Origin of the sequence: Daejeonella sp. (assembly GCF_036405355.1) — a bacterium.
GTDB lineage: Bacteria > Bacteroidota > Bacteroidia > Sphingobacteriales > Sphingobacteriaceae > Daejeonella.
Window position 1 is genome coordinate 58,101 of the sequence record NZ_DASWXT010000045.1, and the last position, 13,056, is coordinate 71,156.

The 13,056-nt window shown below is 39.6% G+C and carries 11 protein-coding genes; 3 read left to right on the plus strand and 8 right to left on the minus strand.

Annotation, left to right across the window (positions count from 1 at the left end):
• Positions 1 to 5 precede the first annotated feature (5 nt).
• Positions 6 to 2,201 carry a B12-binding domain-containing radical SAM protein gene (locus VGE44_RS05700; RefSeq protein ID WP_331076817.1) on the plus strand — a complete coding sequence of 732 codons (2,196 nt, stop codon included), beginning with the start codon at positions 6 to 8 and terminating at the stop codon, positions 2,199 to 2,201.
• 55 nt (positions 2,202 to 2,256) lie between these two features.
• On the opposite strand, the gene VGE44_RS05705 is transcribed toward VGE44_RS05700, so the two are convergent.
• Entirely contained in the window at positions 2,257 to 3,810 is a 1,554-nt protein-coding gene (locus VGE44_RS05705) for a M20/M25/M40 family metallo-hydrolase (protein WP_331076819.1), read from the minus strand.
• A 224-nt stretch (positions 3,811 to 4,034) separates the two neighbouring features.
• On the opposite strand from VGE44_RS05705, the gene VGE44_RS05710 reads away from it, so the two are divergent.
• Positions 4,035 to 5,174, plus strand: coding sequence for a carbohydrate-binding family 9-like protein (locus VGE44_RS05710; protein ID WP_331076821.1), 1,140 nt, complete (start codon positions 4,035 to 4,037; stop codon positions 5,172 to 5,174).
• A gap of 20 nt (positions 5,175 to 5,194) precedes the next feature.
• Here the strand turns inward: VGE44_RS05710 and VGE44_RS05715 are convergent, their stop codons facing one another.
• Positions 5,195 to 5,950 carry a YdcF family protein gene (locus VGE44_RS05715; RefSeq protein ID WP_331076823.1) on the minus strand — a complete coding sequence of 252 codons (756 nt, stop codon included), beginning with the start codon at positions 5,948 to 5,950 and terminating at the stop codon, positions 5,195 to 5,197.
• A gap of 272 nt (positions 5,951 to 6,222) precedes the next feature.
• Between VGE44_RS05715 and VGE44_RS05720 the strand changes: the two genes are divergently transcribed.
• Positions 6,223 to 7,158, plus strand: coding sequence for a type IX secretion system membrane protein PorP/SprF (locus VGE44_RS05720; protein WP_331076825.1), 936 nt, complete (start codon positions 6,223 to 6,225; stop codon positions 7,156 to 7,158).
• Positions 7,159 to 7,210: 52 nt separating this feature from the next.
• On the opposite strand, the gene VGE44_RS05725 is transcribed toward VGE44_RS05720, so the two are convergent.
• The 6 genes from VGE44_RS05725 to dcd form a co-directional block, all read right to left on the minus strand.
• Positions 7,211 to 7,492, minus strand: coding sequence for an ATP-dependent Clp protease adaptor ClpS (locus VGE44_RS05725; RefSeq protein WP_305365307.1), 282 nt, complete (start codon positions 7,490 to 7,492; stop codon positions 7,211 to 7,213).
• A 55-nt stretch (positions 7,493 to 7,547) separates the two neighbouring features.
• Complete coding sequence (locus tag VGE44_RS05730; protein ID WP_331076828.1) at positions 7,548 to 7,934, minus strand: RidA family protein; 387 nt, start codon at positions 7,932 to 7,934, stop codon at positions 7,548 to 7,550.
• 16 nt (positions 7,935 to 7,950) lie between these two features.
• Positions 7,951 to 8,847, minus strand: a complete 897-nt coding sequence (locus VGE44_RS05735; RefSeq protein ID WP_331076830.1) for an SDR family oxidoreductase — start codon at positions 8,845 to 8,847, stop codon at positions 7,951 to 7,953.
• A gap of 1 nt (position 8,848) precedes the next feature.
• Positions 8,849 to 9,616 (minus strand): enoyl-CoA hydratase/isomerase family protein, encoded by a 768-nt coding sequence (locus tag VGE44_RS05740; protein WP_331076832.1) that lies wholly within the window; start codon positions 9,614 to 9,616, stop codon positions 8,849 to 8,851.
• Between the two features lie 4 nt (positions 9,617 to 9,620).
• On the minus strand, positions 9,621 to 12,332 hold the full coding sequence (locus VGE44_RS05745; RefSeq protein ID WP_331076834.1) for a TonB-dependent receptor plug domain-containing protein: 2,712 nt from the start codon (positions 12,330 to 12,332) through the stop codon (positions 9,621 to 9,623).
• 148 nt (positions 12,333 to 12,480) lie between these two features.
• Entirely contained in the window at positions 12,481 to 13,017 is a 537-nt protein-coding gene (gene dcd / locus VGE44_RS05750) for a dCTP deaminase (RefSeq protein ID WP_324484770.1), read from the minus strand.
• Positions 13,018 to 13,056: the final 39 nt, after the last annotated feature.

Sequence of the window (13,056 nt, forward strand, 5' to 3'; positions counted from 1 at the left end):
AGGATTTGGCAACGAAGGTTTTTTTACTAACCCCACCCTTTACGCAGTTAAATACGCCATACCCCGCTACGGCATATCTGAAGGGCTTTCTTAACACAAAAACTATTTCTTCACATCAGGCTGATCTTGGAATTGAAGTCATTTTGAGGCTGTTTTCCAGATCCGGATTGGAAGACATGTTCAATCAGATCATACACACAGATACTATTTCAGAAAATTCAAAGCGAATAATAGCTCTCAAATCTCATTACATTAATACTATTGATGCGGTTATATCATTCCTGCAGGGTCATAATCCAACGCTTTCACACCTGATTTGTCAGGAGGATTTTTTGCCGGAAGCATCACGATTTGAGCAGCTGGACGATCTCGACTGGGCATTTGGTACCATGGGTACCCAGGATAAAGCAAAACACCTGGCAACACTATACCTTGAAGATATTTCCGATCTGATTGTTGAGTGCATCGATCCCCATTTTGGATTCAGCAGATATGCTGAGCGTATGGGACGTTCTGCATCAGCTTTTGATGAATTATACGAAGCATTACAACTTGATAATACCTATATCGACGGAATCCTTTTGCGTATTCTGGAAGAGAATATTACGAAGTTGAAACCTGAGCTTGTGTCGCTCTCAGTTCCATTTCCAGGAAACCTTTATTCTGCTTTTCGGATTGCACAATGGCTGAAATTGCACTATCCTGAAATTAAGATCGCAATGGGTGGTGGTTTCCCGAATACTGAATTGCGTTCAGTTTCAGATGTAAGGGTATTCGAATTCTTTGATTTTATCTGTCTGGATGATGGCGAAGCTCCAATTGAGCATCTTTGTGAATATTTAGATGGAAAGCGTGGTTTGAATGAGTTGAAACGGACTTTTGCAATGGTTGATTCAAAACTGAAGTATTGCAATGGTAGTATTTCTCCTGATTACAGGCAGTTTGATGTAGGTACACCTGATTATAGTGACCTGCTGCTTGATAAGTATATTTCGGTTATTGAGGTGGTCAACCCAATGCACCGCATGTGGAGCGACGGTAGGTGGAACAAGCTGACCATGGCTCATGGTTGCTATTGGGGAAAATGTACATTTTGCGATATTTCACTTGACTATATTAAGGTTTATGAACCTGTTGCGGCCGGTCTGCTTTGCGACAGGATGGAGGAAATGATTGAACAAACGGGTGAGCGGGGCTTTCATTTTGTCGATGAAGCTGCACCACCCGCCTTAATGCGATCACTTGCTTTGGAGATTATCAGGAGAAAACTGACTGTAACCTGGTGGACAAACATTCGCTTTGAGAAGAGTTTTACAAGGGATCTTTGTTTGCTTTTAAAAGCATCAGGTTGTATTGCAATATCCGGCGGACTCGAAGTGGCATCCGATCGCCTGCTGGAACTGATCCATAAGGGGGTAACAGTTGAACAGGTAGCCAGAGTTTGTCATAATTTTACTGAAGCAGGAATTATGGTTCATGCTTATCTGATGTATGGCTTCCCTACCCAAACTGCTCAGGAGACCATTGATTCACTGGAAATGGTAAGACAAATGTTTGAGTCAGGAGTTCTTCAGTCGGCGTTCTGGCATCAATTTGCAATGACAGCTCATAGTCCGGTGGGGATGTATCCCGAAAAGTTCAAAGTTGAAAAAGCATGCAGTACAAGTGGCAGCTTTGCAAATAATGATATAGTTCACATTGATAAAAGTGGAACTGACCATGAACTCTTTAGTTATGGTTTAAAGAAATCCTTGTTTAATTATATGCATGGAATCTGTTTTGATTACCCTTTGCAGGAATGGTTTGAAAATAAGGTACCAAAGACTAAGGTTGATCCTGAATTTATTATGAAGTCTCTTTCTAAGGAAGAGTCATTCCTGCTTAAACCCGATGCAAAAATAGTATGGCTCGGGACAAAGCCTGTAATCGATTATTTTACCAAAAGTAAAAAAGGCAGGCAGTGGGAAATGGCCGAGTTAAAATTCTTTGATAAGAAAGGGAATTTTAACATTCAGGTCGAAAAAGCACAGGCTGATTGGCTGATTAAATTCTTGACTCTTGCAGGTCCTGAAAATGCAGAACTGATGACCCTTAAAAAGGCAAAAATAGATTTTGAGGTTTACTTGGAAGTAGATTTTGAACCATTTTGGTATGGAAAAGCAATAAATAGTTTGAGGCAAAACGGTTTATTGGTAATATAATCGCTAATAAGCTGTTCGACATGCCCTGCGGAACATGCCGAACAGCATATTTATTTTAATTCACACCACCTTTGCGAATAGGGCTGCGTTGTGCAGGCCATGACATTGGCTGCCCGGTTCTTTGACTAACAGGAAGAATACTTTTTTCACGCGATGCAGGTGTTGGATCTTCACTTGCTTTATAAGCCATGATTGCTGTAAGAATTGCATTTTTTTGAACATCATCAAATACAATCTTATCGTAAGTATCACGGTTGGTATGCCAGGTATAAGTTCCATAGGCCCAGCTTAATGAGCTTAATGAAAATGCAGGAACACCTGCAGCTACAAAAGATGCATAGTCAGATCCACCACCACCAGGAGTACCGGGGAAGTTGGTTTTAATCTCTGATCTGATTTCATCAGGTACAGCCTGTAACCATTTACCCAAATAACTGTAAGCATGCAAAAATCCCTGACCTGAAAGATCAACAACCCTTCCGGTTCCGTTGTCCTGATTGAACAAAGCCTGAATATTCCGGACGATATCCGGATGGTCCTCAACAAATGCTCTGGATCCATTTAATCCTTGTTCTTCACTACCCCAATGCCCAACAAGAATGGTCCTCTTTGGATTAGGATAAACTTTTTTAAGGATTCTCATGGCTTCAAGCATGGTTATTGTTCCGGTTGCGTTATCTGTAGCTCCTGTTCCGCCATCCCATGAATCGAAATGTGCGGATAGGACTACATATTCATCAGGTTTTTCAGTGCCTTTGATTTCAGCTATGGTATTGAATACAGGCACCATCCCCAGTTGTTTTGAATCGGCGCGTAAATTAATCTTTGGATTAACTCCTGATTCTGTGAGACGATATAGCATTCCGTAATCTTCAAGAGAAAGATCAATGGTTGGGATCTTTGTACTTTGAGCACCAAATATTTTATTTACACCAAATCCTGCAGACCAGTTTGAAGCAAAAATACCGGCGGCTCCTGCATTTTCGAGTGCTATAGCCAGTGTTTTCGGACTTAATCCTGTTTTGTTGAGACGGTTTCGCCATGCATTTACTGCAGCAGTACGCTCGGCCTTCATTTTTTCAAGAGATTCTTTGGTAGCAAATTCTTCCCAGTTTCTGTCATCTCTTCCTGTGGGCTGCTGCATAGAAATCATAACGAATTTACCCCTTACATTGGGCAACCAGTTTTGAAATGCAATTGAGTCGGCAAGATCTGCCAGAATAATTGTTTCTGCTGTAACAGTTTTACCATGGGTCGAAGCACTCCATGCCAGCTGCATTCCCTCAAGCGATTCTGTACGCGGATGAATCATATCAATGTGGGTTATACCTCTTTCCCATCCGCGCCATTCTCCCCATTTTTCATTTCTGGCAGGAATTCCCCAGCTTTCATATTTTGCAATCGCCCAGTCGTGAGCTTGTTTCATTTGTGGTGTTCCAACTAACCTTGGACCAATGCCATCCGTTAACTCATGTGCAAGTTTTTTCAATTGTGAGTTTTCGCTTGCTTCTTTAATGATCTGCTGTACAATCGGATCGTTGTTTTGGGCATAGGTAATACTACCTGACAATAAAAAGACTATAGCTAAGAGCTTGATTAATTTTCTCATGAATTTAAGATCGTTTTAAAATTGGTTCTGAACTGCGAAGATATTAAAAAGCCAGAAGAAAGAAAATTATACCACTTTGAAAATCAGTATAGTTTCAGACCTTTTATTCTTTCTGGTCTATCGAAATTTCTTTCTTGTTCACCGGACTTCCTTTATTTAATTTTAGTTCTAAATCATAAATAATCTTCTTAAATTCCACCTTTGCATAATACTAAAATTATTAAATGGCCGCCAAAACTGTTTATCCTGTTATTAATCATTATCTGCTTTATTCAAGCCTTCTAACTCTCCTGACAATATCTTTAACTAATGCACAGCCTAAATTTGCTGGGAAAGAGGATTTATTGTCTACTCCAAAGAAATATACCGTATTTTTTAATTCCGAGTCGCCAAAAATCGATGGTAAACTGGATGATGAGGTTTGGAAAAATGTGGAGTGGACAGAAAATTTTAAGGATATTGAAGCTGAACGAAAACCCCTTCCTATCTGGAATACCAGAGCAAAGATGACCTGGGATAGCAAAGGATTATATATTGCCGCTGAACTCATGGAGCCACATGTTTGGGCAAATTTAAAGAACTATGATGATATCGTTTTTTATGACAATGATTTTGAAGTATTTATTGACCCCGATAATGATACTCACCGTTATTATGAGTTCGAGGTGAATGCTTTAAATACCATGTTCGATTTGTTTATGGCAAAGCCATACCGCAATGGAAGTGGAGCTCTAATTGCTTATAATGCTCCCGGTATGAAATGGGCTGTGGATATTCAGGGGACCCTAAATAATCCATCAGATATTGATAAGGGCTGGACAGTCGAGATGTTTATCCCGTTTCGGGCAGTAAGCATGGCTAATTCTGCTAAAGTGCCTGTTGATGGTGATTTCTGGAGGATCAATTTTTCGAGAGTAGAATGGAAAACTGAAGTGAAAGATGGAAAATATATCAAATTGAAAGGAGCTGATGGCAGGAACCTACCCGAATACAATTGGGTATGGTCATCGCAAGGTATAATCAATATGCATTTTCCTGAGCGCTGGGCTTATCTGCATTTCAGCAAACAAGTATCCGGAGATGCTAAAAATTCATTTACTATCCCGTACAGTGAAGAGCAAAAGAAGCATCTCTGGTATGTATACTATCTGCAGCAGGATTACTATCAGAAACATAAAGTGTATGCTTCCGATCTTGGTAAGCTGGGCATCACTCAATTGATATTCCCTGTTGAAGGGAAGGAAAATAAGCTTTGGATGGAAGCTGGCACCCAGCAGTTCATGATATTTATCAGTAGCGATGAGCAGGTTTACAGTGTAAATAATGAGGGGCTGGTACAGATGAGGAAACAGGCGTCTAAGTAATAGCTACCCTTTTCTTCAAATTAATTATAGCCCTGTAATTTATAGATAATAATCCCTGCAATTTCATGCATCAGGTTTTCCCAATGAACAATATTCCAGGTATTCGGGATAAATAGATCAGATGGAGTAGAACCCTGACCGTGGTACATCCCATCAACAGGATGTATATCCACTTCCAAACCAACTTTCTTGAAACATCCTTCTGCCCGTCTCATATGCCATGCAGAAGTGATCATGATTGCGGTTCTTAGTCCTGCTGCATTCATGATTTTTTTAGATTCAACAGCATTTTCGTAGGTATTCCTCGATACGGTGTCAATAATAACTACTGAGTCAGGCACATTGCAATTTTCTATTAAAAATGTTTTTGCGAGTATTGACTCACGTGTATCATCTACCAGACTTCCACTACCCCCACTAATTATTATTGTTTTTATCCGGCCCTTTCTATATTGTATTAAACCCTCGGTCAGCCTGTCTGCACCTTCTCCAAAGCTAAGCCTGCCGCTTTCTTTATCCCGGCCCATGAACCCGCTAAGTACTATTCCTGCATCATAAACTTGCATGTTATTCATATTGCTTTTCGGTTCCCAATATTTAAGTAATTGATTAATTATAAATGGGTTGCTGAAGAAAAGAAGTAGGCCCAAAGAAGCGATGAGCAATTTTCTTCGCAGGGCCGGTTTATTTACTATCAAAGCCAGAATCAAAATACCCAGGATAATGACTGTTGGCGAGATCAGGAAGGTAAGGATCTTTGATAAGTAGAAAAACATGTCTTTGAAATTAAAATGTAACCAATAAGATTTTCGGTTCAGGTAGACAAATTAAGAAAAAATTCAAGGAATTAAGTCAGGGTTAAAATTTAGTGCTAACTGCCATTTATATCCGTAAATCGTAACTATTTCACCTTTCTTAACGTAAAGAACAATAGTTCAAGCCTGATTTTAATACGGGTTGAGCTTGCAGGAATCATTTTCTTCCAATTGTTGAAATGGTATAGTAATTACCCGGATCAGAATAATAATAGTCGCAATCGTTCAAATCAATGAAATTCCAGTCGCAGGAGATCAGAGCTGTTTTACTTGCATTACTGCTTTTCATCTGTGGTACAATTTCTGTATTTGCACAGCAGAAGGCGATGTTTACACAATATATGTTTAACGGATTAATCATCAATCCAGCATACTCCTCAATTGATGATGCAATTAATGTCACGGCACTCGCTAGGCAGCAATGGGTAGGATTTAAAGGTGCTCCCAATACACAAACTATTTCTGTTCATAGCCCGATAAATCAATCAGGAACATCAGCAGGCATAATATTTATGAGAGATCAGATTGGTGAAGTAATTAGCGAGAACGGCTTTTTGGGTACAGTAGCTCATAAGGTTGCTGTTGGGGATAATACTTATTTTTCTCTGGGATTGAATGGTGGACTGGGAAAGTATGTGGGACAATACAGCCAGTCCGGGAGTCCTACAGCAGCTCAGGATCCTGTTTTTGCTGATCAGAATTCCCTGAGGGCGAATCTTGGATTTGGATTAATGCTATTTTCGCAGAAATTTTATGCCGGGTTTTCATCACCCTTTTTTTATTACAGGGATTTGGGTACAGCAAAACAATCTGCCACTGCATACAAACCGCATTATTTACTACAGGGTGGATACCTGACGGATCTGGGAGCTGATATTAAGTTCAAGCCAAATATGCTTATTAAATATGTAAATGGTTCTCCTGTTCAGATAGATTTGAATGCTAATTTCCTTTTTAAAGAAACGCTCTGGCTTGGGGCTTCATTACGTTCTATGGATTCAGTGGATTTGCTTGCTGAGATACAGTTAAGTCCAAATCTGCAGCTAGGATATTCATACGATTTTACAACCTCCAGACTAGCAGCTGTTGAAAGGGGATCACATGAAATTGTGCTTAATTTCAGATTTTCTGCCAGAAATTCAAGCTCAACCCCAAAGTGTTATTTTTGAGGGCTTAAAAGGATGCTAAGCTGTTCAGCAATAACACCTGAATTTCAGCTGTCTATTCTACACTAACAGTTAGGCCTTCCTGCTGAAGTATTTTACGGTAAACCTCAACTTCAGTAAATGAACCTTCAAGGATTGTGCATTTCCCGTCATTATGGACTGTCCAGGCGATTCTTTCGGCCTGTTTTTCAGTATAGTCGAGGTATTTTACGAGGCAGTGAATAACGTGTTCGAATGTATTGGTATCATCATTCCAAAGGATCAGGCGATGATTAACTTTTAACGCTGCTAAAACCTCCTCAAGCGTTAGTGTTTCTTCCTGTACCTGTGTTCCCATTTTACAAAAATACAGAATGGATACCGATTACAGAATGAATATTTTAATAAGTATGTTATTGAATTAATGCCGATACCTCAATTTCTATGAGTAGATCAGGGTGGATCAGGCGGCTTACCTCAACCATAGTTGTTGCAGGTTTTATATCTCTAAAAAACTCAGCATGGGCTTTACCTGCTTCCTCCCATTTGCTTATGTCGGTTACATACATGCGTGTTCGTACTACATCTGTCATTTGTGCGCCAGCCTCTTGCAAAGCTTTTTCAACTTTTAGGAGAATAAATTTTGTCTGAGCATACAGGTCATCTTTTCCGATCAGCATATCTCCATCGACCGAGGTAGTTCCTGAAACTTCAATGATGTTTCCAATTCGTACGGCTCTGCTATAGCCCACCATATCCTCCCAAACGGCTCCGGAAGAAATATTAACACGTTTCTGCATATATTTTCGAATGAAATTAACTTCCTTTGGCTGATCGGGTCATCATTTCAAGCATATCCCACATTTCGGGTGTAATCGCTTCAAGTCCGTTGAATTGCCCCGCTCCCTGTAACCATTCTCCTCCATCAATAGTGATCACTTCTCCATTAATATATCCCGAAAAATCGGACATCATAAATGCAGCAAGATTTGCCAGCTCCTGATGATCACCAACCCGCTTTAGAGGTACCCGGTTTTTGAAATCGAATTTTTTCGCCATATCGCCTGGAAGTAATCTGTCCCATGCTCCTTTTGTTGGGAATGGGCCTGGAGCGATTGCATTATTTCGGATACCATATTTACCCCACTCTACTGCAAGAGAACGGGTCATGGCTAAAACACCTCCTTTTGCGCAGGCCGATGGAACTACATATCCTGAGCCCGTGAATGCGTAGGTTGTTACAATATTTAATATTGTTCCGGCTTGTTTCTCTTTGATCCAGTGTTTTCCTAAGGCCATTGTGCAATTAGCAGTACCCTTTAAAACGATATCAATGATAGTTGAAAATGCATTTGGAGATAGTCTTTCTGTCGGAGAAATAAAGTTTCCTGCTGCATTATTCAATAAACCATTCACCTGGCCAAAAGTATCGAGGGTTTTCTTAAGTACTTCATCAACCTCTTCAGGTTTACGAACATCACATTGAACGGGAAGTACTTTTGCCCTAAGTTCTATGCCATCAGCAGATGCTTCTTCCTGCATCTCAGCAGCAGTCTTTTCAAGAACATCCATCTTGCGGCTTGTGATAACTATATTAGCACCGAGTTTAAGAAAATAAGTGCTCATCGCCCTGCCTAAACCAGTTCCACCACCGGTAACGATGATTGTTTTTCCACTCAGGGCATTATCACGTAACATGGGTTCATTATACATATCAGGAAGATTTTTGTTGAAGATTTTGAATGATTGTCTTTAATATGGAACGTGTTGATGGCGACCACCATTGTTCAAGCATATGCGCAAGCATTTCAGTCTGATCAGCGCTTACTTTTTTGAGGAGATCTTCTCGAATATTCATTTTGCTTTGTTGCCAGGTTTTACGTTCAAGCTGTATGTAAGTTAACATTTTACGCTCAGCGGCATGCAGGATACTTTCAGGGCTTACAAGCTCGTCGACCAACCCGGCACTTAATGCTTCCTGAGTACTCATTAACTTGCCTTCAAGCAATGCACGATAAGCAGGAGCATTTCCAAGCCAGAATGCATAAAGATGGAAAATACTTTCAGGGACAATGATACCTACAGGAACTTCATTCAATCCGATGATAAACTTTCCCTCGGCCATTACCCGGTAATCACAGCAAATTGCAAGAACACAGCCACCTGCCGGGCTATGTCCGCTGATTGCAGCGACCATAGGTTTCTTAAATGAAACCATAGAAGTAACCAGGCTTAAAAATTCTACCCAAAATTCTTTGATCTGATCTTCATCATAACTATATAATTCGATAAGATCCAGCCCTGCTGAAAAGAAGCCATCTTTTCCGGTTAGGATAAGTCCGGCGATAGAATCATCATTTTCGATATTTCTTATCATTTGATGCAGTTCAGAAACCATTTCTGAATTTATAGCATTTGAACGACCGCGATCCAGAGAAAGCACGGCAATTTTATCTTTAATCCTGACTTTTATTGTATTCATCTTTCTATTTGACGCTATATCTGAAAACCTTTCTTCCTATCGATCCATTGATATTTATCCCTTCAACAATTGCTTTATAATTACCTGTTCCATCAGAATTGAAGAATTCAATATTTGCTTTACCGGTAGTATCACTTATAACATTTGGATTCCAGTAAATGGTAGTCCGCAGATCTGGAATCTTTGCATTAATCGCAGGATCTGCATAGTTGGGTGAATAAAATTCCCTTGCCTTAAAAAATCCCTGCGGCTTATAACTCATTATTCCGGGTGAATAAGACCTGTAATTATTGTTATTATCACCCCGTTTGGTAGTTATGATGAGTACGCCACCTCCGCCCATTGAGCCATAAATAGCACTGTTTGCACCGCTTTTCAGGACTTCGACAGTTTCCACATCCTGAACGTTAATGACTGATAGAAATTCAGGACCCAAAAAGGCACCATCCACAACTACCTGCATCGGTACCGGCCCTCTGAATGAAGAACCCATATTTCTCATCAGATAGGCCATGCCATCCCTGATAATTAAACCTGCAACTCTTCCCTGCAGGCATATCGCAAGATCATAACAATTCTGAAGCTGATCAGCCTTGATTATCGCATCAGCCCTTCCCGGGCCATTCAAATTTGAGGAGTATTTTACTTCCTGTTTTCGCTCTACTATTTTCACCTCATCAAGAAGGATATTTCTGCCAATTACACCATATCTCCTGAGTTCATCGAACTGGGTGCGACTATTCTTCAGGTAGGGAAGCATGGAGCGGTTAACATTTACCTCCAGCATAGCCTCGTTTTTGTTCTTTGTAACCAATTGTGGTGGAATCCTGTCAAGTAAAATTTCTACATTTTTTCGGTCTTTTTCATTTCTTGCCTGGATTACGAATTTCGTGCTATCATTAAAAATCAGGTTATCAAATCTGAACTCTCCGTTTACATTGGTAATAGTGTCCATCATAAAAACGTCTCCCGACGCAGAGAATAAGGTAACCTTTCCACCGATCACAGGCTTGCCTGTCATTGTAGTTACCTTGCCACTTACCTGCAAATTGGTTTCGGGTTGATATACCAATGTTGGATAATTGTCAGCCAGTATATTTTTCCACTCAAACCGCCGCCATCCCTGAGTCAGTAATAGGATATCAAGCTGCCTGACTTTATCTTCGTTTATTTCATCGAAATAATAATTGGGCTGTTCAATAAAGCCTTTTAAATCTGAACTGAGCAGAAGGTTTGACATAATAGTGGTTTCATCAGCCTCATTAAAGGGCACTTTTGATTCATCCAGAATCGCAATAGAAAAACTCCCGAGTGTAGGTTTACCCTCAGGGTCTTTTGTTTCAAGGGTCAGTTTGACTTTCTCCCTTTTTTTATACTCAGGCTTGTCGGCACTCAGGTCAATCTGTAAAAAGTCAGAATGATTTATAAATACAAGCCGCTCTGCAACCGGCTCATTTTGACCAGAAAAGAGCGTTAGCTGAAGTATCCCTGTTGGGAAACGTTTTTTAGGGATGCTTGCATTGAAGGTTTTCGAAGTGAGTTTATTTTTTGATACAAAATGTACCTGTCCGTTGCTTTGCGCAATAAGGGTAATTTCTTCATCCGGTTTGGCAGTTTCTGTTGTTGATACCCTGATTTTGAGATCATCCGTATCAGTGTTACTAACAGATAGAACATAACCATTCGCTTTTACCTTTGGCAGTGGATATGCTTTCTCTGAGCCATCTTCAAAAGTAATATGAGCAGTATAGTTATCAGTAATTTCAGGTAATAACCTAAAGTGACCCATTCCTGCATGTTCTGATTTAAAATCAGCCAAACGGACATTATTTTGATTGCTGATATAACCACTGACATTGATCCCAAGTCCGTCTGAACTCACAGCCTTAAATCCAATTCTTGAACTGATTCCATTGACCAGATCCCCGCTTTCGGGGAAAAACTGAACAACTGATTCATTGGATGTTGATTTAACAGGGAAGTTTTTATTTGCGCTGTTCTTATCATCCAGACGGATAGTTGTACTGATTCTTCCAGATTTTAATACAAAAGGCTGATTGTTTACAAAACTGACCTGAAGATTTCCCATTGCATCAGTAATGCCTTTTCCTTTCAGAATACTTCTGAAATCCAGTTCAACATGATAGCTAACCTCTTTATTAGCGAGCGGCTGACCAGCCATATCACTATAATTAATTTTGGCTAATACTTTTTGTCCGCGTGGGTCTTTAGTGTACGAGTAATCAACTTGGGTTAAAACAGTATTAGAAATAGAATTACCTATGGTAATTGTTTTATCAAAGAAGTATTCTTCTCCAAAATTTCGCATCCAGGTAGTATATGCCCGTATTCTGTAATTGCCTTCTCTAAGTGAATCGCTGAGCGTAAAATCTCCCCAGGTTAATCCCAATTCCAAAGGAATTTTTAGAGATTTTTTAATTGAATCCTTGTCGTTGATCAATTCTACATATAAGATCCGGCTCAGTGTAGATAATTCATTTTTCTCAGCATTAACTACATATGCCTTAAACCAGATATTATCGCCAATTGCATAATAAGGTTTATCAAGATGCAAATGAACCTTCTCCTGCGGGTATTGCAGTCTGTATTTTTCTATCTGAGTAAGAATCTTCTTCAGGGGCTCATCATCAATAATAAATCCCAACACAGATGCTGAGAATATTATAGAAAATATGATAATGAAATATTTTTTCATAAAGATAATGCTGAATAAAAAATCTAATGCCGGTATACTTGTAAGCCAGGTTCAACCCGAAAAATTGGTGCCAGTAAAAATTTAAGCCTCAGTTTTTTAAATTGAGGCTTAACTATATATAATATACGATTTATTTTCCTTCTGATGCTCAGAATGAATTCTTCCACATCATACTTTCAACGGGTTTTGTGGTCTTATTGTTGTATTTGGCATTGAGTTTTGTATTGTACATGGTCTCCACATCACCATCGACTACAAAATAGATTAATTGCCCGATAGGCATACCGGCATATATCTTTACCGGTTGTGTACATGATATTTCCAGGGTCCAGGTATTACAGAAACCCACATCTCCCTTTCCGGCGGTTGCATGGATGTCTATTCCAAGTCTGCCGGTACTTGATTTTCCTTCCAGAAATGGCACATGCCTGTGAGTTTCAGTATATTCGAGGGTAACACCAAGGTACAGGGTATTGGGTTGAAGTACAAAACCATCTTTTGGAATCTCGAAATGGTCAATCTCATTATGAAGTTTAGCATCCAGAACCCTGTTTCTGTATGTTGCCAGGTATTTGCCCAGATGAACATCATAAGAATTGGTACCTAAGCACTCCTTTTTGAAGGGTTCAATAATTATATTTCCTCTTTCAATTTCTTCCAGAATGAGTTTATCAGAAAGTATCATAAATAAGCATAAGATTTGGTCTAAATTATGATTAATTTG

What these genes read in the sequence shown, in the direction of transcription:
- VGE44_RS05715 (WP_331076823.1), bottom strand. Translation starts at nt 5,950, where the DNA reads ATGTTTTTCTACTTATCAAAGATCCTTACCTTCCTGATCTCGCCAACA.
- VGE44_RS05740 (WP_331076832.1), bottom strand. Translation starts at nt 9,616, where the DNA reads ATGAATACAATAAAAGTCAGGATTAAAGATAAAATTGCCGTGCTTTCT.
- VGE44_RS05720 (WP_331076825.1), top strand. Translation starts at nt 6,223, where the DNA reads ATGAAATTCCAGTCGCAGGAGATCAGAGCTGTTTTACTTGCATTACTG.
- VGE44_RS05725 (WP_305365307.1), bottom strand. Translation starts at nt 7,492, where the DNA reads ATGGGAACACAGGTACAGGAAGAAACACTAACGCTTGAGGAGGTTTTA.
- VGE44_RS05705 (WP_331076819.1), bottom strand. Translation starts at nt 3,810, where the DNA reads ATGAGAAAATTAATCAAGCTCTTAGCTATAGTCTTTTTATTGTCAGGT.
- VGE44_RS05730 (WP_331076828.1), bottom strand. Translation starts at nt 7,934, where the DNA reads ATGCAGAAACGTGTTAATATTTCTTCCGGAGCCGTTTGGGAGGATATG.
- VGE44_RS05745 (WP_331076834.1), bottom strand. Translation starts at nt 12,332, where the DNA reads ATGAAAAAATATTTCATTATCATATTTTCTATAATATTCTCAGCATCT.
- VGE44_RS05710 (WP_331076821.1), top strand. Translation starts at nt 4,035, where the DNA reads ATGGCCGCCAAAACTGTTTATCCTGTTATTAATCATTATCTGCTTTAT.
- dcd (WP_324484770.1), bottom strand. Translation starts at nt 13,017, where the DNA reads ATGATACTTTCTGATAAACTCATTCTGGAAGAAATTGAAAGAGGAAAT.
- VGE44_RS05735 (WP_331076830.1), bottom strand. Translation starts at nt 8,847, where the DNA reads ATGTATAATGAACCCATGTTACGTGATAATGCCCTGAGTGGAAAAACA.